This window comes from Ruoffia tabacinasalis (assembly GCF_042652985.1).
Lineage (GTDB): Bacteria > Bacillota > Bacilli > Lactobacillales > Aerococcaceae > Ruoffia > Ruoffia tabacinasalis.
In genome coordinates this window covers 1-26,373 of sequence record NZ_JBHSHQ010000009.1, presented here as the reverse complement: position 1 = coordinate 26,373, position 26,373 = coordinate 1, and the positions used below count along the sequence as shown (strand labels likewise).

The window sequence follows — 26,373 nt, the reverse complement described above, 5'->3', positions numbered from 1 at the left end:
TTTTTAATCGAATTCAATTTTAAATGATGCATCTTTATGCGCACGCCAGCATAGTTCTAATTGTTCATATGTCGTTTTGCTATCATTTAATGTCGGTAAATGGTCCATATCGAAAAAGTCCATACCGATTGTTTCACTGTTTAGTTTGAATTCACCGTTAATATAGTGACATTCTACGAAAATTTTAATAATAGTAAAAATCTGATTCACAACATTATGCCGGTGATGGTCATGGATGGCAATAATTCGGTCTGCTTTTCCAACCACACCAGCTTCTTCGAACAATTCTTTTTCGGCATTAGATGAGACGGTTTCTGTAATGTCCATCCAACCACCAGGAAGGGCCCAACGACCGTCATTCTCTTGGACTAAAAGGATCTTATCCTCTTTCCAAACAACCGCTCGTGTATCGACTTTGGGTGTTTGGTAGCCGTCTTCAATGTGGAATAATGCTTTGATCTCATTCATGTCGCTATCGTTTAAGGTTGCGAGCATTTGCCAACTCATCTCGCGGATTCTCTGGAATCGTTCTTTATCATAGACATCTTTTGTGTAGTGAAGACCGGTTTGGGCAAGGGCTTGCAATTCTTTTGCCCATTCTAACCATTGCTTTGACACATGAATCATTTCCTTTCAATTAGCTAGACTTATTCGTTTTCTTGGACGTGATCAACAATTTGATGAAGGATAGTGAAGACATGATCATCATCTAATTCATAAATCATTGATTTACCTTGTCGTTCCGCTTTGACTAAGCGTGAGTCTCTTAATATCTTTAATTGGTGTGATACCGCTGATTGCTCTAAATGCAAGGCTTCAACAATCTGAGAGACTGAACGTTTCTGTTCTTTGAGTAAGTAAAGAATTGATAAGCGATTATAATCACTTAGTATTTTAAAGTAGCGACTGACCGCTAGTATGTTCTCTTCATTTTGCATTTGATTACTCCATTCTTTATCAATACTCATAATTTATCATGTTTGAATTTGCTGTGTCAAAGAAAGTCGCATGGGTGATGATAATTTCGTCAGATTGCGGTTGATTGTTAATTAGGATTTACAGTATAATGATTATTAGCAGGAACATTAATTGATAATATATATAATAAATGATATTATGAGTAATGGATATTTTATAGAGGAGGTAAGACCTTTGTATCAAGTTTTACTTACAGCTTTGATTATTGTAGCAATTTTAATGATTATTTTTGTTGTTATGCAACCATCTAAGAGTAATGCAGCAAGTATGCTCGGTGGGGGCGATGACGGACAACCGAAGACACGTGCAAGAGGATTTGAAGTTTTCTTAATTCGTGCAACAACTATTTTAGGAATTTTATTCTTTGTCTTAACAATTACATTGGCTTATTTATCAAGTAAATAAGTTTTATATTAATTAATCAGAACAATGTTCAAAGTAATTCGTGCTTGATGGATTGCTATATGGGCTTGTTCTTTTTTTAATCTAATTAGTTTAACTATTAGTCAATATCATGTAAACTTTGTTTATAAAGTTTTTGGGAGGGTTCATACTTGAAATTAAACGAAATAAAAGATGCAAAGTATTATGAAGGTGAGAACAAAGAGACTGGAATCATATTATTCCACGCCTATACCGGATCACCAAATGATGTAAATCTATTAGCGAGAGAGCTAAATCGTAGCGGCTACGGCGTTTTATGTCCGAAATTTGAAGGGCATGCCACAAAAGATGTGAACGATATTTTGGATGCAGATATTACTACATGGAAGCAACAAGCCCTTGATGCGGTTGAAGCGATGCAAGATGAGTATGATAGAATACTTGTCTTTGGCTTGTCATTGGGTGGTATTTTTGCGACATGGTTAATGACACAGCCAAAACTTGACGTTCAAGGTGGGGGCGTATTTAACTCACCTGTATATACTGAGAACCCGATTGATGTAGAAGTGCATTTTACTTCTTATGTGAAAGCAATCTTCAAACGCTTCTCATCTGAAGATAATTACAATCAAGAGATCGACGGCATCCTCACTAAGCATAGAGACCAAATGAAGCAACTTGAAGCTTTCAAGAGCGAATTCCAAGGTCAACTAGAAAATATCGATCAACCCTTTTTCATTGCTCAATCTGGTAAAGATGAGATGATTAATGAAAAAGATGCAAAAAAATTACAAAATGCGTTAGTAAACGCGAAAGTGGACTTCAATTGGTTCCCAGAAAACACACATGTGATCACCGTGAACCGAAATCGCAAAGACTTTGAAGCAGCACTATTCGACTTTATAACAAGTTTTAAATAGTCGTACAATAAATATTGTACAGAAGGAGGGCACTATGAGTTTATCAAAATTAGAAGAACGAATATTAGAGTTTTTACAACAGAACCCAGATAGAAATTATCAAACAAATGAAATCGCCCAACATTTTAATTATCAGGGAAGTAAAAATTTCAAGAAATTAGTCAAAGCTTTAGCATTTTTAGAGCGAATTAATGAATTAGAAGTAACAGACACTGGCCGTTTTAAAGCGAAAAGTACTAAAAAAGAAACGGCTGTCGGAACTTTCCGTGGGAATGACCGTGGATTTGGCTTTATCGATTACGATCCTGAACAGCCGGATTTATTCGTACCACCTGGAAAAGTAGGGAATGCCATGGATGGCGATACGGTTGAAGCAACGATTATTAAACACGTCAATTCATCGACAGGAAAAGGGTCTGAAGCTCGTGTAGATAACATTGTTGAAAGAGCATCAACACAAATTGTGGGAGAATTTGTCGCCTATGACAAAGAAATGCGCGATTCAACAGGCTTTTTAGGCTTTGTAATTCCTCAAGGGAAATTCAGCGATGAATTGAAAGTTGAAGTTCTACCAGACGGCTTGAAACCAGTGAGTCATTCGATTGTGATTGTAAAGATTAAAGATTATCCAACGATGGATAAGCCAAATAATCTAACTGGTCTAGTAGCGAAAGAAATTGGTCATAAAGATGCGCCAGGTGTAGATATTCTAGCTATCTTGTACCAATTCAATATTCCATCAGAATTCCCAGAACAAGTCTTAGAAGAAGCAAAAGCGATTGAACAAGATATCGATCCAAAAGATATTGAAGGTCGTCGTGACTTAAGAGATGAATTGATTATTACAATTGATGGGGCAGATGCAAAAGACTTAGATGATGCGATTTCATTAGAAAAACTTGATAATGGTCACTACCGTTTAGGTGTGCATATTGCGGATGTTTCTCACTATGTGACTGAGAATTCACCGATTGATTCGGAAGCACTAGCTAGAGGGACATCTGTCTACTTAACAGATAGAGTGGTTCCAATGCTTCCACAAAGATTATCGAATGGGATTTGTTCGCTATTACCGAATGAAGACCGTTTAACTATATCTTGTGAGATGACCATTGATTCAAATGGTCGCGTCGTTGATCAAGATATCTTCCTAAGTGTGATCAATTCTTCATACCGAATGACTTATACAGATGTGAATGCCATTCTAGCTGGCGATGAAGATTTAAGAAAAGAGTATCATGAAATTTCTGAGATGCTTGATCAGATGAGTGAATTACACTTTATTCTGGAAGGTATGCGTCAAAACCGTGGAGCGTTAAGCTTTGAAACACCTGAAGCGCAAATTATCGTTGATGAAGACGGGAAACCTATAGATATCGTTCACCGCCAAAGAGGGGTCGGAGAAAGATTAATCGAGTCATTTATGTTAGCAGCGAATGAAACAATCGCAAGAACATATACTGAGAAAGACTGGCCAATGATTTACCGTGTCCACGAGCAACCAGATGAAGAACGTATGCAACGCTTTGCGGAATTTATTACCGCTTTTGGTGTGGTCTTAAGAGGTCGTGCTGAATCAATTAAACCAAAACAATTACAAGAAGCTTTGGATGAATTATCGGATACACCTTATGAAGAAGTTGTATCGATGATGATGTTAAGAAGTATGCAACAAGCACGCTATACGGATGAGCCATTCGGTCATTACGGTTTAGCTGCCAAAGATTATACTCACTTTACTTCACCGATTAGACGTTATCCAGACTTAATGGTTCACCGTTTAATTCATAAGTATCTAGAAGCAACGCCAACATCAGAGCAAAAGAGAGATATTGCACAAAAATTACCAGATATCGCAGATCATTCATCTAAGATGGAACGTCGTGCGGTTGAAGCTGAGCGTGAAACAGATGCATTGAAGAAAGCTGAATATATGTTAGATAAAGTTGGAGAACAATTTGAAGGAACTGTGAGTTCAGTGACGTCATTTGGAATGTTCATTCAATTAGATAACACGGTTGAAGGTTTAATTTCATTGCAAGAATTAAAAGATGATTATTACCGTTATGATCAACAACACTTAATTCTCATTGGCGAGAACACAAACAACGTGTACCGCATTGGTCAAAGAGTCTTAATTGAAGTTGAACGTGTAAGTATTGAAGACCGCGAGATTGATTTCAAACTCATTGAAACGTACCCAACGGATAACAAAGACTTAGAACATGTTATTAGTGAGAATAAGAATCGAAGCGAGAAAAAAAGTCGCAAACCTAAAAGACAAAGTAACAATAGACAATCCTTTAAACAAGTTGCGAAACAATCGTCTAAAGGGAATAATAAAAAAGGCAAGAAATTCCAAATTAGAAAACGGAAAAAATAGCCTTTGATGTAAACGAGGGATGACTATGGCGAAACAGCAAGACAAACCATTAGCACAGAATAGAAAAGCACGGCATGACTTTACGATACTCGAAACCGTCGAAGCGGGACTAGTATTACAAGGAACTGAAATTAAATCGATCCGACAAGGGAAGATTAACTTGAAAGATGGGTTCGTTTCAATCCGTCAAGGCGAAGCTTTCCTTAAAAATGTTCATATAAGCCCTTATGAACAAGGGAATATATTCAATCATGATCCGTTGAGAAATCGGAAGTTATTACTTCACAAAAAAGAAATTGAAAAATTAGAACGTGAAGTCAAACAAAATCGACTAACAATTATACCTTTAAAAGTATATATTGTTAGAGGGAGAGCAAAAGTTCTTATTGGTTTAGCCGAAGGTAAAAACCGATATGACAAACGTCATTCATTAAAAGAACAACAAATGAAACGTGATATTGACCGTGCTTTAAAAGCAAGATAATAAAAAAGTGCTTAAGATTTTCGTAATGAAAAATCTTAAGCACTTTTTTTGTATAGTTTTATTTTGCACTAGGCATTCGGGTGTGTATGTTTAAATTCCCAACGGGCTAACATCGGCGTCACAATACTTGTAATAACAACACCTAACGCAATTTGAGCTGTCGCACTTTCAACGTAAATAGCATATTCAGGTGCTGAAAAAGCGATTAAAGCAGGTACTGACACGGACATACCTGCAATTGAAGACACCGCCAGAGAAGATACACCATCTTCATGTAAGATACGATGTTCAAAGATAACTAAAATTGGAACTAATAGGACGTAAAAGATTACTGTTAATAAGATTCCTTGAAGTCCTGATTGAAGTGCGTCGAATAAATTAATTCCAGCACCAAAGACCCAACCCATAAAAGGGGTTAACACTACTACACCAGGTGCTAAGTAATCTGCCATTTTTTTATCAAGGTTTCCCACAATCATACCAAAGATAATAGGTACAAGCGTTGATAAAATGGGTGTCCAGTCAACTGGGGTAGATTGTGCAATACTGAAGACAAGCATAGGGTAAGCAGGGACACAGAATAGACCTACCAATCCAAAGGCATTCAAATCATCTTGTGTTCCGTAGTCTTGCTCTAAGGCTAAATATAATGACGGGTTTGTACTACAGATGGCTGTGATTAGTGCAATGGCACTAATACCTAAAACGCCACCCATACCAAAGAATTGAATATAAAAAAAGCCTACAACTAAACAAATAATTGTTTTTACGACTAATAATAAACCTTGTTTTTTAAAGACAATGGCTAAACGTTTAACATCGATACCTGCACCAGAACAGAAACAGGCTGCCCCAATGACGTAATTTAATCCACTTGTTGTAAACAAGGCTTCACTCACACCGCCGAGGTTAGTGAAGAAGTTTGGTAGAAAAGTATTCATTAAAGCTGCTAGAAGCATTGGAACTAATAAGAGGCCTCCAGGAATTTTTCGCATAAAATCATACATTATTTTAACCTTCTTTCTATTATATTAACTTTATTTTATACTCAATTGAATCAATAGACTATTAAAGAGACAAAAAAAGTGCCAATGATTTAACATTGGCACTTTAAACATTATTTGCTACGGCGTTTACGAACACCTTTATTAACATCTAATAAAACCGGTAAAATCATAGGAGAACGTTGAGTACGTTCAAATAAGATTGGTTTGATTTGATCGAAGATAATATCACGAATTAATTTTTCGTTGACGTTATTTCCGTTTTCATTTAAACCACGGTTAATTGCAGATTTCATAGCTTGTTGAATCTCTTGAATTAGATCAACAGATTCTCTCATATAGATAAAGCCACGTGACATAATGTCTGGGCCACTAATGAGTTGTTTGTTTTCGTAATCAATCGTTGCGGTAACAATGACTAAACCATCTTCAGAAAGAGTTTTACGGTCGCGTAAGACAATATTTCCAACATCTCCGATACCACTTCCGTCTACATAGACGTCTTGGGCATTAAAGAAGCCAGCACGTCTTGCACTATTCTTAGTTAAAGCAAGCATGTCACCGTTTTTCATAATGAATGTATTCTCACGGTCAATACCAGTTAATTCAGCCAGTTTTGCTTGGATACTTAACATACGGTATTCACCATGGACTGGCATGAAGAATTTCGGTTTCATTAAACGAAGCATTAACAATTGTTCTTGTTGGCTACCATGTCCTGATGTATGAATGTTATTCACTTTACCATGGATGACGTTGGCACCAGTCTCAACTAATTGGTTAATGACACGATTCACACTTAATGTGTTTCCTGGAATCGGTGAACTTGAGAAGATGACTGTATCATTATGTTGAATTGAGATTTGACGGTGTGTCCCGTTCGCAATTCGACTTAAAGCAGCCATAGGTTCACCTTGAGAACCCGTACATACGATAATCATTTCTTCTGCTGGATATTGATCTAGTTGACGATTATCAACAAAGATATCTAAGCCATAATCATCAATATAACCAAGTTCAATCCCAGTTTTAATTGAGTTTTCCATACTACGTCCGAAGACTGCAATTTTACGATCTGTTTTAATCGCAGTTTCAACGATTTGTTGCAGACGTGACACATTCGATGCGAATGTCGCAAAGATAACACGCCCCTCGACACCTTGGATAATATTATGAATCGATTGACCAACAACCCGTTCTGAAAGGGTGAAGGTCGGAATTTCCGCATTTGTACTATCACCTAAAAGGAGTAGAACGCCTTCGTTACCAATTTCAGCCATACGGTGAATATCAGCAGGCTCTCCAACAGGTGTAAAGTCAAATTTATAATCCCCTGTAAAGACAATATTTCCTTCAGGTGTTTTTACAACAATTCCGTATGCTTCAGGAATCGAGTGAACGGTTCTGTAAAAGCTAATCGATAATTTACGGAAGTTAACGACTGTATCTTCATTATATTCTGTAATTTCCGCATCACGTAATAAGCCATTTTCTTGCAGTTTGTCGCGAATTAACGCGGCAGCAAGAGGGTCAGCATAGATTGGCACATTGATTTGTTTTAATAGATAAGGAATTCCACCAATATGGTCTAAATGCCCATGACTGATAAAAAGCCCTTTAACTTTATGACGATTTTCTAAGATATATTGAAAATCATTAATTACGTAGTCAATTCCTAATAATTCATCTTCCGGGAAGAGAATTCCGCAGTCTAAAATAACAATTTCGTCTTGGAATTGGACACCATACATGTTTTTCCCAATTTCGCCTAGTCCACCAATGGCGAATACTCCGACTTCATTGTTTCTAAGATTTACTGCCATCTAGGGTTTCACAACCTCGAAGTCAGGATTTTTTTCTTTCTCATATTCTAAGAAATCTCCTGATATTTCAGTGATGTGTTCGATCATGTATGGTGTAGTTTCAGATAAATATTCTCGCACTTCACTTACTGCATTCGCTTCCACGTACATAGTTTTAGTATATTCACGACGCGGTGCTTCATTTGTTGTTTCTTGATAAAATACTTTAAATATCATTAATATTTGCTCCTTTTCATTAATTTGTTTTCAAACGAGTATTGAATTTATTGAATTCACAGCTATAACCATTTTATCACATTCATTATTTCAAGTATATCCCAATTTAGTTAACTCATCTAAAAAGGGAAAAACGGATGATGTTACTCCAATACTTCATATTATCCTTTCAATTCCAGAATAGTCAAATATTTTAACGCAAAATAACAATTTTTAAAAAAGTGAAAATAAAATAATGGAAATTGCCATTTTTTACGTATATATATATAGGCTAGTTTAAAGGAGTGAGATGATGATTGAAGGTGATGCAAAAAAACTAATACAAGCGGCGATCGATGAATCGGTTTCTGATATTCACATATTACCAACGGAGGAACAGTATGTGATTCATTTCAGAGCGAATGGACGGTTAAAATTATTTGAGGAGAAGCCATTAGAGTGGGGAAAGCGATTGATTAGTCACTTTAAGTATTTGGCAAATATGGATGTCGGCGAGAAGCGAAGACCGCAATCCGGATCCACCGGCATTGAACTTGAAAGCGAAGCGGTAGAATTAAGGTTTTCAACTATTACAAATGTCTTATTACTTGAGTCAATGGTTATTCGAGTTTTACAAACTCAGAAGTTTGACCGTGATCAAGTGATGACTTACTTTCCCCAAGATATTGAGGAACTTCGCAAACTAACAAAAAGAAAGAGTGGGTTGATTTTATTCTCTGGTCCGGTGGGGTCGGGAAAGACGACGACAATCTATCAATTGTTGCGTGAGCTGATTCAACATGAGTCACTACAAATAATAACGATGGAAGACCCGGTAGAGATATTTGAAGAGCGTTTCTTGCAGACGGAAGTGAATGAGAAAGCAGGAATAACTTATGATTTGTTGATTAAGTCTTCTTTGCGACATCATCCGGATGTCTTAATGATTGGAGAAATTCGTGATCAAGAGACGGCTCGGATGGCCATTCGAGGGGCGTTAACAGGGCATTTAATGATTGCGACCATCCATGCTAAGAATACCCGAGGGGTCATTGCAAGACTGCAAGAGTTAAGTATTAGCGATGAACAACTCAGACAAACCTTAATTGGTGTTATTTCGCAAAGATTGGTGCCGTCCGCAATTCAACAGGATACACAATATTCACGGGCAGCAATCTTTGAGATTTTGGCTAAAGGAGCATTAAACGGCGTATTACATAATAATCACACATTAAGTCAGTATGACACGTTAAATGATAAATTACGAAAGGCATGGGCATATGGTTACATTGATGAAGCAACGTATACTAAATTCGAAATTATCTAAGGATATAAAAATACCTAAGAACTTGCAAGCCTACTTATTGCAAACTTTAAGTGAGTTATTGTTAGAAGGCTTCTCTATTCATCAAAGTTTAGTTTTTATGCGTGTATTGATGAAGAAACAAACAACGGCGATTGACTATATCATTAGACAGTTGGAGTCGGGTATTTCCTTTGAAAAGTCTTTACGTGCTTTAGGTTATTCTAATTCACTCATTGCTCAATTATTCTACGCCCAACGACAAGGCAGATTCACTGAGTCATTGGCTGATGCGAGTAAGCAATTAAAAGAGGCTCATCATTATAAGCAGAAACTCGTAAAAACCTTAGTCTATCCAGTATTTCTAGCGGTGGGATTGGTTGGGATGTTATTTGCTATGAGGCAATTTCTTCTACCGCAAGTCGCCAGCTTTATTTCGCAAGAAGTGTATGATGAGCAATATTTAGTTCGTGTTTTAGTTTACTTTTTTACTTATTTGCCACAGATTTTTGGAATATTACTAGCCTTCGTGTTAATTATTTATGGCGGTGTTGACATGTATTTGCTGAAACAAAGTGAAATGAGACGCTACCAAATATTAACTCGAATTCCATTAGTCGAAAAATGGGTAAGAAGTTATAGTTCTTATAAAGTTTCTAAAGAAATAGGGCATTTCTTTTCTGGAGGGTATTCTATTCAACAAACGCTGACGGTTATCGTCGATTATCCGATTGATCCATTCTTAAGTGAACTAGCCATTGAAATACAAGAAAGAATGTTAAAGGGTGAAGACTTGGCTGCCATTTTAGATGAGTTGAATATCTTTACGAAGGAATTACCTTTAGTGATTTACCAAGGAGAGTTAACAAGTCAAACAGCACAGAAATGTTATCTGTATTCAAGGAAAGTCTATTTAGATTTGATGGATGATATTCAAGCGAAGCTAACTTTAGTCCAGCCAATATTATTCATCCTAATCGGAATTTTAGTCATGTCGATGTATTTATTGATGATGTTACCTATGTTAACGATGCAAGGCATATGAAAGGATATAAAACATAATGAAAAAATTCAGAAAATTAAACAAAAAAGCGTTTACTTTAATCGAGATGCTAATTGTTTTAGTCGTAGTAAGTCTGCTTATGGCAATCATAATTCCAAACGTCGCAGGGCAAAGAGAGCGTATTAATGAACAAGCACGTACAAATATCGAAGAAGTAATTGAAACACAGTCAAGTACGTATCAAATGGTGAATGGTTCTGAGGCGCCCGATTTACAAACATTATATGATGAAGGATATATTACTGAACGTCAACTCCAAGAAGCTCAAAATTTATTAACGAATGATACTGGTAACTAATATGTATGAGTAAAAAAGGCTATACGCTAATGGAGTCCTTAATTGTACTCGTCTTACTTTCAGCCATGAGTTTGCTGCTAATGTTTCGTCCTAATGTCAATTTAAGTAAGCAAATTGAAAGTCGAATCTTCTTTGATGAAGTCATGAGTCACTTAAAGCAAGCTCAACAAATAGCTATCTTACAAAAGCGACTAATTTCAGTTGAGTTTCACGCCAGTTTAAATCAGTTAAGAATTAGAGATGCTTATAGTCAAGAAAGGATTGCGACGTTGGACGCTCCTGAACACATACAGTTTCAAACACCTTATATGTTTATGTATTTGCAAGGTGGGGGTGTGAATCAATTTAGAACGATTAGTTTTTATGACTATGATCGTAATCAACGAATTTATTTAGTCTTTCAGTTAGGGAATGGTCAATTTGAATTACAAACATAAAGCCGGATTTTCAACGATAGAAACGGTGATTGGTTTTTTCTTATTTAGTTCGATGATGCTCCTCTACTTGCCGGCTTATTATAATGAGTTGAGGCGGATAGATGATGCGTCACAGACGAGTCAAGCCTGGCGCTTATTCTCAGAATTAGTAGATGTCGAATTGGATGAACAGATAGAAGATGAGGCGAAAGCACTTGTGAGCGAGCAATTAATTCTAAATTGGGAAGCCTTAAATGAAGATAACGTGAGTGAATTCGCATGTGATTTAAATTATTGTTACATATCGCTAGAAGGCGGGAGTGAATTGTATGTCGAAATTCAAGACCTCAACTTTTAAAAAAGGATTTACTTTGTTAGAAGTAATAATCAGTCTATTCGTACTGAGTTTATTCATGCATTCCATTATGACAATCTACAATAGTTACAACACAATTGAAACAGAAATTCGCACGGATCGCAGTGCGGATTTCTTACACTTTATGACGCTGCTTGAATTAGAATTGGAAAAATATACGGTGACAGGGGTTGATTCTAACCTTATTCGCATTGAAAGTACTGAAACAAAGAGAAGTAGTCGCATCATCAACCAGAACAATAAAATTTATATCGCACCCGGTCATCAACCTTTATTGTACGACGTATATTCTTGGCAAGTATTTCAAGTTGCTAGCAAAGTGAGTGTTACGGTAACCTTTAATAATGGACAAGTCTTTTCGGGCTTCATTTCAGTGAAACTAAAAAGCTAATTAGAGGAGTATTATGATGCGAAATAACAAACAAGGAATGGTTATGGTTTACGTTATTATCTTTCTACTCGTTAGCCAACTCATCTATTGGGGCTTACTGAAACTCAATCAAATCAACTTAAGTCGGTATTTGAATTTTAATGATTATTACACAGCGAACATTCAAGAAGAACTTGTGATGAATTTATTGCCACCGATTGAACAGATGGACGCACAAAACTTAGAAGAAGCCATTATGATACGCTTTAATGAACAGGCTACGGCTTATAAACCGAAACAAGTCTTAGATCACATCGATTCACATAAGCAATTTGGTGTCTTACAATTAGCCGCTAACCAACAATACGAGCAACTATATGTTTATACTCAAGAGGTATTTTTACAAGAGGTAGCGCTAGACTATTGTGATGCATTCAATGCCATCGTTTGTAGTGGCGTGATTACACGACCAGGTCAAGTTGAAGGAAGCAATCCAGAACTTGAAGCCTTATGGAAAGCGACAGAGGCATCTTTATTGGACCAAGGCTTCCGTTTGAGTAAAGTAGATGATTTCCTAAGGACATATGACTGGACCCCAGAAGATATTGGGCCGTTACAAATACAAACTAATCATGGTCTCACGAGTTACTCCCGATCAAATGGGATTGAAATGTGGTCAACGGAATTACTGCCACGGTCATTTAGTCGACAACAACAAAGGGAACAAATGCGATATAACTACTCCGTTCGCTGGAGGGGTTACCTTTTCGAGAGAGAGTTCACTGAGGGTATTTAAGCCATCCCTTCATTTAAATTAATAATAGCAACAAGTTTAACATCTATGTTTTATTTGATATAATACAACTATTGATTTAGAAAGAGGGCAAAGTATGAATAATAGAATAACTGAATTAAGATCAGAAATGAAAGAACAAAACTTAGATGCATTTTTAGTGACAACGCCTAAAAATGTACGCTACTTATCAAGCTTTACAGGATCAGCGGGTTTAATTGTTATTACGCCTGAACACGAATACTTTATTACAGACTTCCGATATACTGACCAAGCCAAAGAACAAGCTAAAGGCTTTGATGTCATTATCCATCAAGGAAAAATGTATGAAGAAATTAGCAAACTTCTTAACGCAGAAGACGTTAAAGCTATGGGAATTGAAGCTGATGATATGAATGTTTCAACTTATTCTCGTTTAAGTGACTTATTCGAACCAATGTTAGTTCAAACATCAGGTGTCATTGAAACGATTCGTGAAGTTAAAAGCGAAGACGAAATTGAAACGATTCGTGAAGCTTGTGACATTACTGACCAAGCCTTTGAACATATCTTAACGTTTATCAAACCAGGTGTTACCGAAATTGAAGTGGCGAACGAATTAGACCGCTTCTTAAAAGGTAAAGGGGCATCAGGCATGTCATTTGATACAATTGTTGCCAGTGGCGTAAGATCGTCAATGCCTCACGGTGTTGCCAGTGATAAAGTAATTGAACACGGTGATTTAGTAACCCTTGACTTTGGTTGCTACTACAAAGGTTATACTTCAGATATGACACGTACAATTGCTGTAGGTGAAGTAGATCCGAAATTAGAAGAGATTTACAATATCGTCCTAGAAGCCCATAACCGTGTAATTGCTGGAACTAAAGCAGGGATGACAGGGAAAGAAGTCGATGCCCTTGCACGTGATTACATTACTGAGAAAGGCTATGGACCAAACTTTGGTCATACGACAGGTCATGGGATTGGTTTAGATGTTCATGAAGGACCAGCGGTTGCTAGCCGAAATGAGAAACCATTAGTTGAAAACAATATCATTACTAATGAACCTGGTATTTATGTCTCTGGTTTAGGTGGCGTTCGTATTGAAGATGACTTAATTGTTAAAGCAGACGGGGTAGAAAGTTTAAACCGTAGTCCTAAAAAATTAATAATTGTATAGCACTTTCTAAGAAATTCCGCTACAATAAGGAAAATGCGAACATAGATGAGTAAAGTATATAAAGGAGGGCTATTATGGCTAAAATAACCGAAGTACCATTTGAAACACAAGCGAAAGAAAATTTAGGCGAAATTAAAATTACCACAGGTGTCCTAGAATCAATTGCCGCTCAAGCAGCAAGTGAAATCGAAGGTGTTGCCTCTAAAGTAACTGGTTTCCAAAAAGAAGTAGGAAACTTCTTAGGGATGGACCGTGACCGTATTAACACAAAAATCAAAACAGAGAACAATTCAATCGTTGTCGACGTTGAAATTCGTGTTCATTATGGTTACTCAGTACCTGAAATTGCAATTGCCATCCAAGATAAGGTGAAAGAACAAATTCTATTCATGACCGACTTAGCAGTGACAGAAGTCAATGTTCACGTTATGTCAGTTGAGACTGAAACTTCAGAATCAGACGCAAGTATTGTTGAAGAAGCTGTTGAAACAATTGGTGAAGCTTTTGAGTAAGAAAGTAGTGAAGCGACGCGAAGTGCGTCAAGTTGTTGTCCAAACACTTTATCAGATGATTTCAGCTCACAAAGATTTAGATATCAATGAAGCTGTGGCTTATGCATTGGAAGCAGGCGTATTTCCTGAAGAAGGCTATGAAGGTATCGATAATGAATACTTTTATGAGCTCATCGAAGGAGTTCGTTCAAAAGAAACCGAAATTGATAAACTCATTGAACCTTATTTAACAGGTTGGAGTTTAGACCGAATCGCACGTATTGATTTAATTATTTTACGCGTCGCATTCTATGAAATCTTTTTCGTTTCAAAAGAAGAAGTTCCAAACAATGTAGCAGCTGACGAAGCGATTGAATTAAGTAAATTCTTTAGTGACGACAAATCTCGTCAATTCGTGAGTGGTGTTGTTGCAAAAGTTTTAGATGATACAAAAGCCGATAATGAATAAGCAGAAAAACGCGATCCATTCAGTTGGATGGCGTTTTTTGCCATCTAATACTAAATATTATTCACATTTACGAAAAATGTATGAATAATATTTGCATAAATGCCTCAAAGTAAAATAAAGAAATATTCTGTGATATAATAAGAGTACATAAAAATTATAAATGGGGTATATAAATGAAAAAGAGATTACTATTATCAGCAATGGTTGCCTTAGTCGGTGCACCATTAGCTCAACCAGTATTAAACTTTAATACAGATGGTATTCAACACGCTCAGGCACAAGAATCACAATTAGTTGCCTTAGGTGGATCATTAGATCAAAACCAAGCACAACAAACATTACAATTGTTAGGTGCAAACGCCGTTGATTCAAGTAACATTATCTATGTTGATGGAACGATGATTAATCAATACTTACAAGATGGTTCAGGTCCAGGAACAGTTGTATACTCAAGTGCATACATCCAAGGTATGAACGAAGGCTACGGTGTTCAAGTTCAAATCGTCACACCTCAAAACATCACTGGCGTATCAGCAACAACTTACCAAAATGCTGCAATTACTGCCGGTGCACGTAACGCTCAAATCCGTATTGCGACAGTATCTCCTGTAACAGGTGAAGGTGCTTTAGCAGGTGTTTATGCATTACTAGAGCAACAAGGTGTTGCATTAAATCCTGAAGATGTTCAAGTAGCTCAAAATGAAATTTCTTTAGTAAATGAAATTATTGAGAGCGAAGGAGCAACAATTTCTGATTCACAAGTCAACCAAATGATTTCAGAAATTAAACAAGAAATTGTAAATACTAATATTAATGCTGAAAACTCAGACGTCGATGTTGATAACAGTGAAGAAACTAACACAAATATCAATAATATCGTCAACAACATTACAAACAATTACGGCGTATCTGATGAAGAATTACAACTTGCTTTAGAAGAATTCGCACAAGAGTTTGCTAATACTGAAGCAGCACAATCTGAAGATACAATTGGACAACTTGAACAAAGTATCCAAGAAGATTGGACAGATGTGTTAGCTGGCTTAGAAGGCGCAGTTCCAGCTGAGGAATTATTAGCTGCTGAACGTGTGGACTTCTCTGACACTGAAACTTATCACCCAATCTTACAAGCATTCTCGGATGAATTATATCGAGTGATTGAAGCTGGTGAAGTTGTTGACCGTGTTTATAGCGATACATTTGTCTTTGAAGCAATGTCTCCAGATTTAACATCTGAAGAAAAATCTGCTTTAAACCACTTAAGAACTGTAATGTATCAATACGCTGCGAACCAAGATGAATTTATTGCATCTGGTGAGTATCAACCTGGTTTTGCAAGCATTAAAGAAAACTGGACAAACAAATTAAACGCTTTTGAAGGCTTAAAAGCATCAAATCCAGTTCAAGCAGAAATTATTTCAAGCTTAGCGATTGCTACTGGTCGCGCACCGCAAGTGTATAACTATGTGAATCCAACTCAAGAAGGCACTGTTATTACATTAGAAAACATGTGGGATAATCCAGCGGGTAACCAAGCTGATTTCACAATGTATTCATTTGACGTTGCGACAGACGTGATGAGTGAATTAGATGTTGTAACGAATGAGATGGTTCCATTACAAGCTGCTTACGACTTTAACGCTATCTACGGAGTTTCTGTAGAGAACTTATACCAATCACAAGTTGAAATTCCAGCAGACTACACTCTTCCTGGTTATGTTCCAGAAGAATCAGAAGTAGAAGAAACAAGTTCAGAAGAAGAGACAAGTGAAGATGAAGTTTCATCTGAAGAGTCACTTCCAGAAGACGTTCCTTCTGAGGAAGTTCCAGTCGAAGAAGAGCCAGGTGAAGACTTATCAGAAAGTGAAGCAACTGAAACGGAAGAACAACCTGCAGAGGAATTAACTGATCCTGTTGAATAATCAACCAGTTAGATTCTCAATGACAATTCAATAAATAAGTATCGAACTTTAAATATTATGAACTCGGCTAATTCGCTGAGTTTGATATTTAAAGTTCGTTTTTGTGATTGAAAAGTTTTACTCAAAGAATTCGAACGATGAGGTCGGTTACTCACTTTAAGTGCCGACTAAGATTGTTAGATTTTATGAATTCAGTTATACTGAGTCTACGAATAAAAGTGACCGATGGGGATCGTAGATATCGGTTAAGCTAGAATTTAATTTGCAGAAAGAAGGCGGTACGATGTCTAAAACTCAAGTCTTAGATGGAAAGCAATTATCGTTACAACTACGTGAAGAATATAAACATGCGGTAGAAAAGCTGAAGGAAAAGCAGATCACACCGAAATTAGTCGTAATTACTGTAGGAGAAGATCCAGCAAGTAAAATTTATGTTGGACAAAAAGAAAAAACGGCTCAGTATATTGGCTTTGACTTTGAGTGGCTAACATTAGATCATTCGATTACTCAAGCAGAATTACATGAAACGATTGAAGATTTAAATGATGACCCCACAGTCACAGGGATGATTGTTCAATTCCCACTACCAAAACATTTAAGTCAAGTGGCAGTAACAGAAGTCATTCGACCAGATAAAGACGTTGATGGTTTCCATCCTTATAATATGGGGAAAATTGTCGAGGGCACGGGTGAATTATATCCTTGTACACCTCGAGGGATTTTACGTTTGCTTGACCGTTACAACATTGACATTAAAGGAAAAGATGTCACCGTTGTAGGTTACAGCCAAATTGTTGGAAAACCTTTATCCATCCTTTTAGCTAATATGGGTAGTACCGTCACGATTACACATCTCTTAACTCGAGACTTACATCAACACTTAATTGAGGCCGATGTTGTCATGGTCGCTGCTGGTTCACCGCATCTGGTGAAAGAAGATGATTTAAAAGATGGAGCAATTGTCATTGATGTCGGAATTAATCGATTAGATGATGGAAGACTCGTCGGAGATGTTGATTATGAAGGAGTATTTGATAAAGTAAGTGCTATTACACCAGTACCCGGAGGTGTCGGGCCAATGACGGTAGCGATGTTAATGGAGCAAACAATTCTATGTGCCTGCATTCAGCATGGTTTAAATAGCGAAGATTACATAGACGGTGTTAGTTTATGAGTGAAAAAAATCAAGAGTACTTAACGGTACAAGCGTTAACCAAATATATAAAAAGAAAATTTGATGTCGATCCGCATTTACAACGAGTGTTTGTTGTAGGAGAGGTGTCAAATTTTCGCTTGAGACCCAATTCCCATCAATATTTTAGCTTGAAAGATGAAGGGGCAAGAATTAGTGCAGTGATGTATCGTTCGGCTTTTCAACGCGTTAAGTTCAATATTGAAGAAGGGATGAAAGTATTCGTTACCGGAAAGATTACTTTATATGAACCTTCTGGAGCGTATCAAATTGTGATTGATAGCATTCAACCAGATGGAATTGGAGCTTTATACCAACAACTAGAACAATTAAAAGAAAAATTCAAAAAAGCTGGTCTATTTGATCGACCTAAATTACCAATTCCACGCTTTCCTAAGAAAATCGCGGTTATCACGAGTCCAAGTGGAGCAGTAATTCGCGATATTATTACGACCATCAATCGTCGCTATCCAATCGTTGAAATCACAGTCATTCCAACCCGGGTACAAGGTAAAGAAGCCGCGGGTGAAATCGTCGCAGCCTTTAATAAAGTTAAAGATAGGCAAGACGAGTTTGACACAGTCATTGTTGCACGTGGGGGAGGTTCCATAGAGGATCTTTGGTGCTTTAATGACGAACAAGTCGCAATGGCTATTCTAAATTGTCCGCTTCCAGTAATATCTTCAATTGGTCACGAAACAGATACAACCTTGTCTGATCTTGTGGCTGACATTCGAGTTGCAACCCCAACTGCTGCGGCTGAAATTGCCGTACCAGTCTTACAAGAAGTATTAACTTACTTAACTCAGATGGAAGAGCGCGTATTTTATTCAATGAATCAACGCATTCAATATATGCGAAAGTATTATGAGCGCTTTGCCCAATCTTATGTCATGACACAACCTGAGCGACTATATCAACCATACATGCAACAGCTAGACTTAGCGATCGAAAGATTGAATAATAACAAAGATAATTACTTTACGGAGCAAAAGAATCAAGTAAACGTGTTAAAACAACGACTGTCCTTACAACAACCGCAAGGGCTTATTAATCAATACCAAAAAGATTTAACGGCTTTTACGAAACAATTAAATCGTAATATGGAACAATATCAATACAATAAGAAAGTTGTCTTTGGTAATCTCATGCAATTGCTTGACGCATATAGCCCATTAAAGAGCGTTCAAAGAGGATATGCAGTCGTGACTTCAAAAGATAACATTGTAAAACATATCACTGAAGTTGAAAAAAATGATATGATTAAGGTAAATTTAAGTGACGGACAAATTGAAGCACAAGTAACAGAAACATCTACAGATAATATATTTCAACAGCTTTCTGATATAGAGAAGGAGTAAACAATGGCAAAAACAAAGCAACCAGAAAATTTCGAAGAAGCATTACAAGAGTTAGAACAAATTGTATCTCAACTTGAAAAGGGCGATTTACCTTTAGAAAAAGCGTTAGAATCTTTTCAACGCGGAGTAGAGTTAAGCCAATATTGCCAAAAATCATTAACTGATGCAGAAAGCACAGTCGCTAAGATGATGACAGATAAAGGTGATGTTGAATTAGATAGAGAGGTTATGAATGACTAAACAAGATTTAAACGATTTAAGAAATGTATTTGAAACTGAATTAGACGAACATATTCGCCTTCTTCAAACGCCAATTGAAATGTTAAAACCAATGATTTATTCATTAAAAGGTGGCGGCAAACGACTACGTCCGTTACTATTACTGGCTATCTTAAACGCAGAATCAGAGAAGCATATGAAAAAAGGAGCAACCACAGCTGTTGCTTTAGAATTTATTCATACGTATTCTTTAATTCATGATGATTTACCGGCGATGGACAATGATGACTTAAGACGAGGTCAACCAACCGCTCATATTAAATTTGATGAAGCGACAGCCATTCTAGCAGGGGACGCATTATTAACGGATGCATTCAGCCTGATTAGTGATGATTCAAAATTAAAGAGTAAACAGAAAGTTAAAATTATGTCTTTACTAAGTTCTGCTGCAGGTTCACACGGGATGGTTGCAGGTCAACTAGGTGACATGCAAGCGGAGAATAAAGAAATTACGTTAGAAGAATTAAATCAGATTCATGAATTTAAAACGGGGAAATTATTTACCTTTGCGACACAAGCCGCAGCCATTATTGGCGAATTCAGCCCTGAAATTGAAGAATTATTAGTAAACTTTGGTGAAACCTTTGGCGTTTTATATCAAATCCATAATGATTTACTTGATGTAATTGATGACAGTACGTTATCTGGAAAAGGTCATTCAAGTGATGAATTCAACAAGAAATCAACCTATCCAAACTTACTTGGTTTAGAAGAATCAAAAGAAGTTTTAGGTCAAGAACGTGAAAAAGCGGAAAAAATCATTGAAAAAATTACTAAGTTGAGTGGAACGGATTACAGTATTTTAAATAAATTTCTCTCATTCACAGATATAGACTAAGGAGTCATATGAAAAAAGAACGATTAGATAAATTAGTAGTTCAATCTGGACTAACAGATACACGTGAGCAAGCGAAACGCTTGATTATGGCGGGGCAAATTTATGATGCGAATAACCAGCGCTATGATAAACCTGGTGAGAAGATTGATATTACAAAAGAGTTGCATATTAAAGGTAAGACCATCCCATATGTGAGTCGCGGAGGCTTAAAATTAGAAAAAGCGATTAAACATTTTGGTATCGATATGACCGATCATATCTTACTTGATATAGGTTCTTCTACCGGAGGTTTTACGGATGCAGCCTTACAAAATGGTGCAAAGTTAAGTTATGCCTTGGATGTAGGTTATAATCAATTAGCTTATAAATTACGTCAAGATGAGCGAGTGGTAGTGATGGAGCGTCAAAACTTCCGTCATTCAGTGCCTGAGGATTTCACGGAAGGAACGCCAACGATTGCGAGTATTGATGTCTCGTTTATTTCTCTTGGATTAATTTTACCACCACTTATTCCAATCTTAGAACAAGACGGATCGGTATTAGTGCTTATTAAACCACAATTTGAAGCAGGACCAGAGCGTGTCGGTAAAAAAGGGATTATTAAGGATATGACCGTTCATAAAGATGTCTTACACGAAGTCATCGATATGATGTGCCGTATCGGCTATACCATCGAGAATTTAACTTATTCACCAATTACTGGTGGCGAAGGAAACATTGAATTTCTAGCCCATATTAAAAACTCAAAAGAATTGAACAATGATAGTAAAGCAAACATAAATATTGAAGAGATAGTGCAAATAGCACACGATAATTTATAAAAACCAATGGGGTGAAGTTATGCTACAAAGTTTAACAATTGAGAATTTTGCGATTATTGAAGCAGTGAATATCGATTTTACCGAAGGGATGACGGTTCTTTCAGGTGAGACAGGAGCCGGGAAATCAATTATTATTGATGCCCTAGGTATTCTTTGTGGTGGTCGTGGGTCAAGTGATTATATTCGACACGGAGACGATAAATTATTAATTGAAGGCTTATTTTCTTTTGATCATTTACCGGAAGACTTAGAAAATTCCCTAGTTGAATTTGGCTTAAATGTTGATATAGCCATGGATGGTCTGATTATTCGACGAGAAATTAATAAATCAGGGAAAAATACCATTCGAATTAATGGTCAATTAGCTAACGTCACCTTACTTAAAGAAATAGGGAATTATCTCGTAGATATTCATGGACAAAATGAACATCAAGAATTGTTGGACCGTACAAAGCATTTATCTTTATTGGATAATTATGGCAATAAAAGAATTAAAAAAGAGTTGGAGGACTATCAGAAAGCTTATATAACTTATAGCCAACTTCGTAAAGAATGGCTAGATGCTCAGCAATCTGATACGAATGACCGCCAACGGGTAAACTTCCTTGAATTTCAAATTAATGAGATCGAAGAAGCTCAAATAGTTATAGGTGAAGATGAAGAACTCGAAGAGATGAGTAAGCAATTGCAACACGCTCAACAAATTAATCAAAATATGAGCACTATTAATAGCTTACTTAGCGAATCAGATCAAAGTGTCATCACGCAATTAGATCAAATCTTGTTACTATTAGAAGAGATTAAAGATTATCAACCTCAACTCGCAAAAATCCATGACGGACTCTCGTCATCTAAATATGATTTAGAAGAATACAGTCATCAATTGGCCGCACTTGATAATGACTTCGATGAAGAAAATCAAACCATTGATCAAGTTGAAGACCGATTAGGCGAATTAAGTCGCTTAAAGCGAAAGTATGGGATGGAATTAAGTGAGATATTAGATTATTTCAACGAAATATCTGAAGAAGTTTATCAAATTAGTCATCGGGAAAGTTATCTTGAAGATCTTGAAGCTCAATTGAGTGAAGCTTATCAAAGTGCGTTAGATAAAGCTAAACGACTTAATGACAAAAGACAATCCATTGCCCAAGATTTAATTTCAGCCATTGAAGCAGAATTAAAAGATTTATATATGGAGAATAGCCGCTTTACAGTTCGATTTAGTGAACCTAGTATTGATACGGCTTTAAACATGGTTAATATCGATGAAATTGTGAGACTAACGCCAACTGGCTTTAATAGTGTGGAGTTTTATGTCGCAACTAACGTGGGAGAAGATCAAAAACCATTAGTTCAAGTCGCTAGTGGGGGAGAGTTATCGCGTTTTATGTTGGCATTGAAGACCGTATTTAGTCGCGAAACATCACCCAAAGTGATGGTATTCGATGAGATAGATACTGGAGTCTCTGGCCGAGTTGGACAAGCCATCGCTGAAAAGATTCGCGAAGTATCTCAATACCATCAAGTATTTTGTATTACGCATTTACCACAAGTTGCAGCAATTTCGAATAAGCAACTGTATATCTTTAAGCAAGTCGAAGATAAAAAAACAGCTACAAATGTGAAGCAATTATCACCGAATGAACGCATTGAAGCCATAGCACTCATGCTTTCAGGAAGAGATATGACTCAAACATCGCTTCGTATGGCTAAAGAATTATTAAAAGAATATCACCCAATGAAAAAGTAAGTATAAAGGATAATGTACATGGATTTAAAATCAATATCGATACTCGTCATAGCAGGACCTACAGGTGTAGGAAAGACACAACTGAGTATAGATTTAGCGAAAGAATTTAATGGTGAGATTATCAATGGCGATAGTCTGCAAGTGTATAAGCACTTAAATATTGGAACAGGAAAAATTAAGGCTTCTGAAATGGACGGTGTTCCCCATCATATGCTTGATATTCTTGAAGTTTCAGAACCTTATAACGCAAGTGAATTTAAACATGAAGCTAAAAAATTAATCAAAGATATTCATCAAAGAGGAAAACTACCGATCATCGTAGGTGGAACAGGACTCTACTTAGAAGGCTTGTTATACGACTTAGAATTTGGAAGCGTTGATAGTCAAGATGAGGAAGTTCGAAAAGAGTTAGAAGAACAAGCATTAAAATTGGGTAACTTAGCAATGTGGAACCGATTGAACGAACTCGATCCAGAAGCAGCCAAGAAAATCCCATACCAAAACGTTCGCAGAACCATTCGCGCGCTTGAGGTTATTCAAGTAACGGGAAGGTCTTTTTCCAGTCAAACAGGACATGACATAAAAAAATCGGTATTTAATGAATGCTTATTAGTATTAAATCGCGATCGAGAAGCATTATATGATAGAATAAATTTAAGAGTGCATGAAATGGTCAAAGCCGACTTAGAAAACGAGGCAAAATGGTTATATGATCAGGCAGAAGGTGCCGATTGGCAAAGTGTGAAAGGTATCGGCTATAAAGAATGGTGGCCTTACTTCAATAATCAAATGGATAAAGAAGAAGTCATTGAAACAATTCAACAAAACTCCAGACGTTATGCCAAACGACAATTAACGTGGTTTAGAAACCGTATGAAGCACCCACAATGGATCGATATGACGAATGAAAAAGGCGCAATAAATGAAGCTTCACGTATAGTGAAAGAACATATAGAGAATAATTGAAAGGTTGATAAAAAAATATGATAGAGACTGAAAATCACCCCGAGAGGGTACTTATAGTCGGAGTACAAACAGAAAACATTTCAGATTTAAAATTTGAAACGATCATGAAAGAAATGAAGGCACTAACGGAGACCGCTAATGGTCTACCGGTTGGAGAAATCACTCAAAAATTAAGGCGCATCGATCAGAAATCCGTCGTAGGTAGTGGAAAACTAGTGGATGTTCGTGATTTTGTCATTAACTCTGATATTGATTTAGTTATCTTTTTAAATAGATTATCACCAAACACAAATATGTATTTAGAAGAACAACTTGACGTAAAAGTCATTGACCGTGTACAATTGATTCTTGATATATTTGCTCAAAGAGCGCGAAGCCAAGCAGGGAAACTTCAAGTTGAACTAGCTCAATACCAATATTTACTTCCAAGAGTCATCGGACAAGGGACATCATTATCTCGACTAGCCGGTGGGATTGGAACTAGAGGACCCGGTGAGACTAAACTAGAACAAGATCGTCGTGTCATTCGTGGTCGCATTCATACGATTGAGAAAGACTTGAAACAATTGGAAGAACACCGTGAAAGAACGCGTATTAGAAGACAGTCTGGCCGAGAATTTAATATTGGTCTAGCAGGTTATACAAACGCAGGGAAATCAACCTTGTTACGCGAATTAACTGAAAGTGAGACGTATGTTCAAGACCAATTATTCGCAACCTTAGACCCTTTAACGCGTAAGTTAGAAATTAACGGTCATGATGCCTTCACTATTACAGATACGGTAGGTTTTATTGATGAACTACCTACAGAATTAATTCATGCATTTAATTCAACATTGGAAGAGATTCGCTTTGTGGATTTATTAATACACGTCGTAGATGCCTCTCATCCTGCAAGCAATATGCATGAAGATACCGTCGTAGAGTTGTTAAAAGAGTTAGATATGGATCATATCCCGGTCTTAACTGTCTACAACAAGATAGATAAAGCAGATCCAGGGTTTGAACCGACATTGCAACCTAATGTAACTATCTCAGCACTGGATAAAAAAGGTATTGAAACCTTAAAACAAGCGATTTGGGATATCTGTATATCGAATGCAGAAGAGTTTCAAGTAGAAATTCAACCTGAAGAAGCAGAGTTATTAGCGCTATACCGACAAAAAACTTTAATAAAAGACATTGAATTTAATGAAGAATATCAGTATTATATACTATCGGGATATCGACGACGTCTAACTGATATAAGAAATGAGGAATAATATGATAACAATGAAAGATTTTGTTCCTGAAAAAGAACCAATCTTAAGAGAACAAGCTAGGCCTGTAGAGTTTCCAATCAATGAAGAATTGAAAGAGACAGCTGTGGCTATGAGACAATTCTTAATAAACAGCCAAGATTCAGAAACGGCTGAAAAATATAACTTGCGTCCAGGCGTAGGAGTAGCAGCACCACAAATTGGTATCGACCAACAAATATTTGCTGTATATTTAATGGATTATGATGAAGAGGGAAATGAAACTGAACCTCTGATTGATGAAATCTTTGTTAATCCAAAAATCATAAGCCATGCGGTTCAAAAAGTAGCGTTGAAAGAGGGCGAAGGCTGTCTCTCAGTTCCTCGCGAAGTACCAGGAATCGTTCCAAGACCTAAACGTGTAACGGTTAAATATAATGATTTAGAAGGTAACGAAAAGAAAATTCGTTTAAGAGATTATGAAGCAGTCGTTGTACAACACGAAATTGATCACTTAAAAGGAATCTTATTCTATGATCATATTGATGAAAAAACACCTTGGGAACCAGATGAAGATACAACATTAATTTAGTGAGAAAATACCGACAACTCTTTTAAAAATGTTATTGACAAATCAGTCAATCATAGGATATAATATAAGAGTTGTCAGTATTGATTTGGTCTAGTAGCTCAGCTGGATAGAGCATTCGCCTTCTAAGCGAACGGTCGCAGGTTCGAATCCTGCCTAGATCGTACAAAAACGGTGATATGACGCGCTTTATAGCGTGGCGTTCTAACTGGGGGTAAGTTGTTTAATTAAAAACCCCCTAAAAGGCGCCTATTATAAGCTTATCGTATCATGCTGAAATAGGATTATATTGTTGACTGAATAAACCTCTTACTTACTAAAGTAGGAGGTTTTTTTGCTTTTTAAAATTTGATTTGTCAATTTAAGCTAGAAATAATTTAACTCTGATACATTCTCAATAAAGACCTCCAACGGCGTCTTATAGTTTAAAGGTTTTCTAGGTATTTTATTTCTGCGCACGGCGACAGAAGAAATAAACGCTTGGTTCACTTCATTAAAGTCC

At 36.7% G+C, this 26,373-nt stretch carries 29 protein-coding genes, 1 tRNA gene and 1 pseudogene; 25 read left to right on the top strand and 6 right to left on the bottom strand.

The annotated features are described in order from the left end of the window. Positions 1–3 precede the first annotated feature (3 nt). Both ACFO5Y_RS01605 and ACFO5Y_RS01600 read right to left on the bottom strand, forming a co-directional pair. Positions 4–618: an NUDIX hydrolase gene (locus ACFO5Y_RS01605; protein WP_331459519.1), complete on the bottom strand. Its 615-nt coding sequence runs from the start codon at positions 616–618 to the stop codon at positions 4–6. Positions 619–647: 29 nt separating this feature from the next. Then, positions 648–938: an ArsR/SmtB family transcription factor gene (locus ACFO5Y_RS01600; protein WP_197104493.1), complete on the bottom strand. Its 291-nt coding sequence runs from the start codon at positions 936–938 to the stop codon at positions 648–650. A gap of 214 nt (positions 939–1,152) precedes the next feature. Between ACFO5Y_RS01600 and secG the strand changes: the two genes are divergently transcribed. From secG to smpB, 4 genes are all read left to right on the top strand, one after another. After that, on the top strand, positions 1,153–1,383 hold the full coding sequence (secG, locus tag ACFO5Y_RS01595; RefSeq protein ID WP_138405485.1) for a preprotein translocase subunit SecG: 231 nt from the start codon (positions 1,153–1,155) through the stop codon (positions 1,381–1,383). Positions 1,384–1,532: 149 nt separating this feature from the next. Further along, positions 1,533–2,282 (top strand): alpha/beta hydrolase, encoded by a 750-nt coding sequence (locus tag ACFO5Y_RS01590; RefSeq protein ID WP_197104492.1) that lies wholly within the window; start codon positions 1,533–1,535, stop codon positions 2,280–2,282. Between the two features lie 34 nt (positions 2,283–2,316). Beyond that, positions 2,317–4,665 (top strand): ribonuclease R, encoded by a 2,349-nt coding sequence (rnr, locus tag ACFO5Y_RS01585; protein WP_197104491.1) that lies wholly within the window; start codon positions 2,317–2,319, stop codon positions 4,663–4,665. 25 nt (positions 4,666–4,690) lie between these two features. Further along, positions 4,691–5,149: an SsrA-binding protein SmpB gene (gene smpB, locus ACFO5Y_RS01580; protein WP_138405488.1), complete on the top strand. Its 459-nt coding sequence runs from the start codon at positions 4,691–4,693 to the stop codon at positions 5,147–5,149. A 68-nt stretch (positions 5,150–5,217) separates the two neighbouring features. Here smpB and ACFO5Y_RS01575 read toward each other — a convergent pair whose 3' ends face one another. The 3 genes from ACFO5Y_RS01575 to ACFO5Y_RS01565 form a co-directional block, all read right to left on the bottom strand. After that, positions 5,218–6,156 (bottom strand): 2-keto-3-deoxygluconate permease, encoded by a 939-nt coding sequence (locus ACFO5Y_RS01575; RefSeq protein WP_197104490.1) that lies wholly within the window; start codon positions 6,154–6,156, stop codon positions 5,218–5,220. A 110-nt stretch (positions 6,157–6,266) separates the two neighbouring features. Further along, positions 6,267–7,976 (bottom strand): ribonuclease J1, encoded by a 1,710-nt coding sequence (gene rnjA / locus ACFO5Y_RS01570; protein WP_197104489.1) that lies wholly within the window; start codon positions 7,974–7,976, stop codon positions 6,267–6,269. Continuing rightward, the gene (locus ACFO5Y_RS01565) at positions 7,977–8,192 is read right to left on the bottom strand and encodes an RNA polymerase epsilon subunit (RefSeq protein ID WP_197104488.1); all 216 of its coding nucleotides are present in this window, start codon (positions 8,190–8,192) and stop codon (positions 7,977–7,979) included. A gap of 292 nt (positions 8,193–8,484) precedes the next feature. On the opposite strand from ACFO5Y_RS01565, the gene comGA reads away from it, so the two are divergent. The 21 genes from comGA (at position 8,485) to ACFO5Y_RS01460 (ending at position 26,035) form a co-directional block, all read left to right on the top strand. Next, on the top strand, positions 8,485–9,498 hold the full coding sequence (comGA, locus tag ACFO5Y_RS01560; RefSeq protein ID WP_197104487.1) for a competence type IV pilus ATPase ComGA: 1,014 nt from the start codon (positions 8,485–8,487) through the stop codon (positions 9,496–9,498). Next, positions 9,425–10,519: a competence type IV pilus assembly protein ComGB gene (gene comGB / locus ACFO5Y_RS01555; protein ID WP_380706325.1), complete on the top strand. Its 1,095-nt coding sequence runs from the start codon at positions 9,425–9,427 to the stop codon at positions 10,517–10,519. The genes comGA and comGB overlap by 74 nt, the downstream gene beginning before the upstream one ends. 16 nt (positions 10,520–10,535) lie before the next feature. Beyond that, positions 10,536–10,835, top strand: coding sequence for a competence type IV pilus major pilin ComGC (comGC, locus tag ACFO5Y_RS01550; RefSeq protein ID WP_197104485.1), 300 nt, complete (start codon positions 10,536–10,538; stop codon positions 10,833–10,835). Positions 10,836–10,840: 5 nt separating this feature from the next. Further along, positions 10,841–11,272: a competence type IV pilus minor pilin ComGD gene (gene comGD, locus ACFO5Y_RS01545; protein WP_331459518.1), complete on the top strand. Its 432-nt coding sequence runs from the start codon at positions 10,841–10,843 to the stop codon at positions 11,270–11,272. Continuing rightward, positions 11,256–11,609, top strand: coding sequence for a type IV pilus modification PilV family protein (locus tag ACFO5Y_RS01540; RefSeq protein ID WP_197104483.1), 354 nt, complete (start codon positions 11,256–11,258; stop codon positions 11,607–11,609). Before comGD ends, ACFO5Y_RS01540 begins: the two co-directional genes overlap by 17 nt. After that, the gene (locus ACFO5Y_RS01535) at positions 11,581–12,018 is read left to right on the top strand and encodes a competence type IV pilus minor pilin ComGF (RefSeq protein ID WP_197104530.1); all 438 of its coding nucleotides are present in this window, start codon (positions 11,581–11,583) and stop codon (positions 12,016–12,018) included. Before ACFO5Y_RS01540 ends, ACFO5Y_RS01535 begins: the two co-directional genes overlap by 29 nt. A gap of 16 nt (positions 12,019–12,034) precedes the next feature. Then, positions 12,035–12,793, top strand: a complete 759-nt coding sequence (locus ACFO5Y_RS01530) for a hypothetical protein (RefSeq protein ID WP_209494339.1) — start codon at positions 12,035–12,037, stop codon at positions 12,791–12,793. A 94-nt stretch (positions 12,794–12,887) separates the two neighbouring features. Next, positions 12,888–13,952 carry a M24 family metallopeptidase gene (locus tag ACFO5Y_RS01525; protein ID WP_197104481.1) on the top strand — a complete coding sequence of 355 codons (1,065 nt, stop codon included), beginning with the start codon at positions 12,888–12,890 and terminating at the stop codon, positions 13,950–13,952. A 74-nt stretch (positions 13,953–14,026) separates the two neighbouring features. Beyond that, complete coding sequence (locus ACFO5Y_RS01520) at positions 14,027–14,464, top strand: Asp23/Gls24 family envelope stress response protein (RefSeq protein ID WP_197104480.1); 438 nt, start codon at positions 14,027–14,029, stop codon at positions 14,462–14,464. Beyond that, positions 14,457–14,912 carry a transcription antitermination factor NusB gene (gene nusB / locus ACFO5Y_RS01515; RefSeq protein WP_231606881.1) on the top strand — a complete coding sequence of 152 codons (456 nt, stop codon included), beginning with the start codon at positions 14,457–14,459 and terminating at the stop codon, positions 14,910–14,912. The genes ACFO5Y_RS01520 and nusB overlap by 8 nt, the downstream gene beginning before the upstream one ends. 173 nt (positions 14,913–15,085) lie before the next feature. After that, positions 15,086–16,834 carry a DUF1002 domain-containing protein gene (locus ACFO5Y_RS01510; protein WP_197104478.1) on the top strand — a complete coding sequence of 583 codons (1,749 nt, stop codon included), beginning with the start codon at positions 15,086–15,088 and terminating at the stop codon, positions 16,832–16,834. 283 nt (positions 16,835–17,117) lie between these two features. Further along, entirely contained in the window at positions 17,118–18,008 is an 891-nt protein-coding gene (locus ACFO5Y_RS01505) for a bifunctional 5,10-methylenetetrahydrofolate dehydrogenase/5,10-methenyltetrahydrofolate cyclohydrolase (RefSeq protein WP_197104477.1), read from the top strand. Further along, on the top strand, positions 18,005–19,387 hold the full coding sequence (xseA, locus tag ACFO5Y_RS01500) for an exodeoxyribonuclease VII large subunit (protein WP_197104476.1): 1,383 nt from the start codon (positions 18,005–18,007) through the stop codon (positions 19,385–19,387). The genes ACFO5Y_RS01505 and xseA overlap by 4 nt, the downstream gene beginning before the upstream one ends. Before the next feature lie 3 nt (positions 19,388–19,390). Continuing rightward, entirely contained in the window at positions 19,391–19,627 is a 237-nt protein-coding gene (locus ACFO5Y_RS01495; protein ID WP_138404076.1) for an exodeoxyribonuclease VII small subunit, read from the top strand. Beyond that, positions 19,620–20,504, top strand: coding sequence for a polyprenyl synthetase family protein (locus ACFO5Y_RS01490; RefSeq protein ID WP_197104475.1), 885 nt, complete (start codon positions 19,620–19,622; stop codon positions 20,502–20,504). Before ACFO5Y_RS01495 ends, ACFO5Y_RS01490 begins: the two co-directional genes overlap by 8 nt. 8 nt (positions 20,505–20,512) lie before the next feature. Next, positions 20,513–21,325 carry a TlyA family RNA methyltransferase gene (locus ACFO5Y_RS01485; protein ID WP_197104474.1) on the top strand — a complete coding sequence of 271 codons (813 nt, stop codon included), beginning with the start codon at positions 20,513–20,515 and terminating at the stop codon, positions 21,323–21,325. A gap of 19 nt (positions 21,326–21,344) precedes the next feature. Then, complete coding sequence (gene recN / locus ACFO5Y_RS01480; RefSeq protein ID WP_197104473.1) at positions 21,345–23,078, top strand: DNA repair protein RecN; 1,734 nt, start codon at positions 21,345–21,347, stop codon at positions 23,076–23,078. An 18-nt stretch (positions 23,079–23,096) separates the two neighbouring features. Next, entirely contained in the window at positions 23,097–24,044 is a 948-nt protein-coding gene (miaA, locus tag ACFO5Y_RS01475; protein ID WP_197104472.1) for a tRNA (adenosine(37)-N6)-dimethylallyltransferase MiaA, read from the top strand. Positions 24,045–24,061: 17 nt separating this feature from the next. After that, complete coding sequence (gene hflX, locus ACFO5Y_RS01470; protein ID WP_138404071.1) at positions 24,062–25,306, top strand: GTPase HflX; 1,245 nt, start codon at positions 24,062–24,064, stop codon at positions 25,304–25,306. A gap of 1 nt (position 25,307) precedes the next feature. Beyond that, positions 25,308–25,874, top strand: a complete 567-nt coding sequence (gene def / locus ACFO5Y_RS01465) for a peptide deformylase (protein ID WP_197104471.1) — start codon at positions 25,308–25,310, stop codon at positions 25,872–25,874. Positions 25,875–25,961: 87 nt separating this feature from the next. Then, positions 25,962–26,035 (top strand) — tRNA-Arg (locus ACFO5Y_RS01460). Positions 26,036–26,237: 202 nt separating this feature from the next. Here the strand turns inward: ACFO5Y_RS01460 and ACFO5Y_RS01455 are convergent. Next, a pseudogene (locus tag ACFO5Y_RS01455) lies at positions 26,238–26,373 on the bottom strand (IS30 family transposase); the annotation flags it as partial.

Excerpts from the sequence above, each read along its gene's own strand:
- ACFO5Y_RS01600 (WP_197104493.1), bottom strand. The coding sequence starts at position 938 with ATGCAAAATGAAGAGAACATACTAGCGGTCAGTCGCTACTTTAAAATA.
- rnr (WP_197104491.1), top strand. The coding sequence starts at position 2,317 with ATGAGTTTATCAAAATTAGAAGAACGAATATTAGAGTTTTTACAACAG.
- smpB (WP_138405488.1), top strand. The coding sequence starts at position 4,691 with ATGGCGAAACAGCAAGACAAACCATTAGCACAGAATAGAAAAGCACGG.
- ACFO5Y_RS01575 (WP_197104490.1), bottom strand. The coding sequence starts at position 6,156 with ATGTATGATTTTATGCGAAAAATTCCTGGAGGCCTCTTATTAGTTCCA.
- rnjA (WP_197104489.1), bottom strand. The coding sequence starts at position 7,976 with ATGGCAGTAAATCTTAGAAACAATGAAGTCGGAGTATTCGCCATTGGT.
- ACFO5Y_RS01565 (WP_197104488.1), bottom strand. The coding sequence starts at position 8,192 with ATGATATTTAAAGTATTTTATCAAGAAACAACAAATGAAGCACCGCGT.
- comGA (WP_197104487.1), top strand. The coding sequence starts at position 8,485 with ATGATTGAAGGTGATGCAAAAAAACTAATACAAGCGGCGATCGATGAA.
- comGB (WP_380706325.1), top strand. The coding sequence starts at position 9,425 with ATGATAAATTACGAAAGGCATGGGCATATGGTTACATTGATGAAGCAA.
- comGC (WP_197104485.1), top strand. The coding sequence starts at position 10,536 with ATGAAAAAATTCAGAAAATTAAACAAAAAAGCGTTTACTTTAATCGAG.
- comGD (WP_331459518.1), top strand. The coding sequence starts at position 10,841 with ATGAGTAAAAAAGGCTATACGCTAATGGAGTCCTTAATTGTACTCGTC.
- ACFO5Y_RS01535 (WP_197104530.1), top strand. The coding sequence starts at position 11,581 with ATGTCGAAATTCAAGACCTCAACTTTTAAAAAAGGATTTACTTTGTTA.
- ACFO5Y_RS01530 (WP_209494339.1), top strand. The coding sequence starts at position 12,035 with ATGCGAAATAACAAACAAGGAATGGTTATGGTTTACGTTATTATCTTT.
- ACFO5Y_RS01525 (WP_197104481.1), top strand. The coding sequence starts at position 12,888 with ATGAATAATAGAATAACTGAATTAAGATCAGAAATGAAAGAACAAAAC.
- ACFO5Y_RS01520 (WP_197104480.1), top strand. The coding sequence starts at position 14,027 with ATGGCTAAAATAACCGAAGTACCATTTGAAACACAAGCGAAAGAAAAT.
- ACFO5Y_RS01510 (WP_197104478.1), top strand. The coding sequence starts at position 15,086 with ATGAAAAAGAGATTACTATTATCAGCAATGGTTGCCTTAGTCGGTGCA.
- ACFO5Y_RS01505 (WP_197104477.1), top strand. The coding sequence starts at position 17,118 with ATGTCTAAAACTCAAGTCTTAGATGGAAAGCAATTATCGTTACAACTA.
- xseA (WP_197104476.1), top strand. The coding sequence starts at position 18,005 with ATGAGTGAAAAAAATCAAGAGTACTTAACGGTACAAGCGTTAACCAAA.
- ACFO5Y_RS01495 (WP_138404076.1), top strand. The coding sequence starts at position 19,391 with ATGGCAAAAACAAAGCAACCAGAAAATTTCGAAGAAGCATTACAAGAG.
- ACFO5Y_RS01490 (WP_197104475.1), top strand. The coding sequence starts at position 19,620 with ATGACTAAACAAGATTTAAACGATTTAAGAAATGTATTTGAAACTGAA.
- ACFO5Y_RS01485 (WP_197104474.1), top strand. The coding sequence starts at position 20,513 with ATGAAAAAAGAACGATTAGATAAATTAGTAGTTCAATCTGGACTAACA.
- recN (WP_197104473.1), top strand. The coding sequence starts at position 21,345 with ATGCTACAAAGTTTAACAATTGAGAATTTTGCGATTATTGAAGCAGTG.
- miaA (WP_197104472.1), top strand. The coding sequence starts at position 23,097 with ATGGATTTAAAATCAATATCGATACTCGTCATAGCAGGACCTACAGGT.
- hflX (WP_138404071.1), top strand. The coding sequence starts at position 24,062 with ATGATAGAGACTGAAAATCACCCCGAGAGGGTACTTATAGTCGGAGTA.
- def (WP_197104471.1), top strand. The coding sequence starts at position 25,308 with ATGATAACAATGAAAGATTTTGTTCCTGAAAAAGAACCAATCTTAAGA.